The sequence below is a fragment of the Streptomyces sp. NPDC015532 genome (assembly GCF_043078065.1).
GTDB lineage: Bacteria > Actinomycetota > Actinomycetes > Streptomycetales > Streptomycetaceae > Streptomyces.
In genome coordinates this window covers 1-2,123 of record NZ_JBIBSY010000043.1, presented here as the reverse complement: position 1 = coordinate 2,123, position 2,123 = coordinate 1, and the positions used below count along the sequence as shown (strand labels likewise).

2 protein-coding genes are annotated in these 2,123 nt (G+C 70.7%); both read right to left on the bottom strand.

Going from position 1 to position 2,123, the window contains the following annotated elements:
* Positions 1-224, bottom strand: a 224-nt coding sequence (locus ACF07B_RS42900) for a transposase family protein (RefSeq protein WP_392182941.1), incomplete at its 3' end; no start/stop codon positions are given.
* 228 nt (positions 225-452) lie between these two features.
* On the bottom strand, positions 453-1,802 hold the full coding sequence (locus tag ACF07B_RS42895; RefSeq protein WP_392182940.1) for a M1 family metallopeptidase: 1,350 nt from the start codon (positions 1,800-1,802) through the stop codon (positions 453-455).
* Positions 1,803-2,123: the final 321 nt, after the last annotated feature.

Genomic DNA, 2,123 nt, shown 5'->3' with positions numbered 1-2,123 from the left:
ACCCACTCCGCGATCGCGGCCAGGGACTTCGCTCCGGCCAGGACCGCGCACGCGGCCAGGGAGAGGACGAAGGCGAGCGGGTGGCGTCGGCCCTGGTCCCGGCGGGGATCGGGCACCTGAGCCAGGCAGGTCAGCAGGCCGGGGAGGTCATCGGGGACGGTCGGCGCGGTGTCGGCGAGTTGGCCCAGAGGGCGCGCGATGAGCGAGGATGAGCGGGCAGGCACGGTCCTCCGTCGTGGCGATCAGGGACTCGACACCTCATGATCACCGGAAGTCGTGCCTGCCTCCGCGTCAAGCCCCCGCCGACCACCCCGCAGTCCTGCCCCAGCTCCTGAAGCCCCATCAACCCGGATGCACCGCCGGAACGACGCCGCCCTGCCCGCGTACCCCGTCGGTCACCGTCATCGTGGCGCCGCCGGGGTACGCCCGTCACCCGCGAGCGGAGTGCGACTTCAGCGGATGCGGTGCTTCCGCCAGAAGGGGCCGAGGTCCCTGTGCGTCATCGACTGTGCGGCCTTCTTGAAGTCGACGGTGGTGGAGACGCCGTACCAGTGGTCGTGGGCGTACTTCTTGATGAGGCGCGCCATGGTGCCGGCCCCGAGGACGTGCTCCAGGTCGGCCAGGACGCAGGGGCCGATCCCGTACACGACCTGGAAGTACTCGCCACGGTGTGTAGACCAGTAGGCCATCGAGTTGGTGAGCGCGGCGGTGGCGCTCGGCCAGGAGTCGTCCGGCGAGCACTCGAACCCGTCCCAGCGGTAGTAGCGCGCGTTGGCGTACTGAGCGAAACTCTCGTCCAGCCAGGGTGAGTTGTACTCGTCGTTGCCCACGACGCCGTACCACCACTGGTGGGCGATCTCATGGACGGTGGCGCCACCCTCCTCCTCGGTGCCGAGGATGACCAGGCCGGGGTACTCCATGCCGCCGGCGAACCCGGGGGTCATCACGAGGTCTATCTCGCCGTACGGATAGCGGCCGAACTCCCTGCCGAACCGGTCGATGGCGGCGACGCCGTCGTTGCGGTTGAGGCGGACACCGGCGGCGGGCGTGTTCGGCGACCAATACGACTTCACGCGCACGCCGTCGGGCGAGGTCTGGGTCGCGGTGCGGAACGGGCCCGCCGCCCATGCGAAGTCCCGCACCCGCTTGGCGACGCTGTGGGTGACCGTACGCCTGGTACCGCCGGGGCGGGTCCATGTGCTGCCGGTCGCCGGGACCTTGAGGGCGGACGGGTGGTCGAGGCGCACCCGGAAGTCGCTCGCCAGGGTGTAGAAGCTCTCGCCGTACGACACATACGGATCGAGGTGCCACCCCCTCGCGTCGTGCACGGCGAGGACCGGCAGCGCGTTGCCCAGGAAGCGGAACGCGCCTTCGCGGCCGAAGCGGTTGTTGCGTGCGGGCACGGTGAGGGCCACGTCGAAGGAGACGGCCGTCCGCTCACCGCGTGCGAGCGGCCTCGGCAGAGCGATGCGCAGCGCCGTGCACTTCACGCCGGGGCGGCCCGGAGTGCCGCCGCGCACGTGGGAGACGCGGACGGGGGACGGTCTTCCGGATGTCCCGCATCCGTCCTCGCCATTGCCCCACAGGCGTATGTACACCTCACGCAGGGGCCGGCTGGAGGCGTTGCGGAAGGACACCGTCTGCCGGCCCGCCCAGTGGGAGCCGTCGCCATCGGCGCGCAGCTTCACGTCGTAGCTGGGGCGGTCAGGCGTCGCAGGTTCGGCCGCTCTCACCGCGGCGCCGGGCGCCGGGCCGGACGGCGTGCCGGCCTCGGCCACGGTGGAGCCTGCTGTCGCGAGCATCGCAAGCAGGGCGACCAGCAGACGGCGACCGGTTCTTGAGGGACCCGTGGGCGACGAAGGCAACGAAGGCATGGCGGACGACATGACAGATGACATGCCAGCGGATCTTGTCACAGGGTTCCCCACGGCCGACACAGGCCCGCGCGAAGAGGGGAGGTCGGCTCCGCTCGGGCGGCGAAAATGCCAGGGTACGCAGGGGATGTTCGCTGACGTTGGCGCACAGTAAGGATCCCGGTTCAACCCATTCGCCTTCGTCCTCTCCCTGGCCGCGTGCGCGGTCCTGGCCGGAGCGAAGTCCCTGGCCGCGATCGCGGAGTGGGC

Excerpts from the sequence above, each read along its gene's own strand:
- ACF07B_RS42895 (WP_392182940.1), bottom strand. The coding sequence starts at position 1,802 with ATGCTCGCGACAGCAGGCTCCACCGTGGCCGAGGCCGGCACGCCGTCC.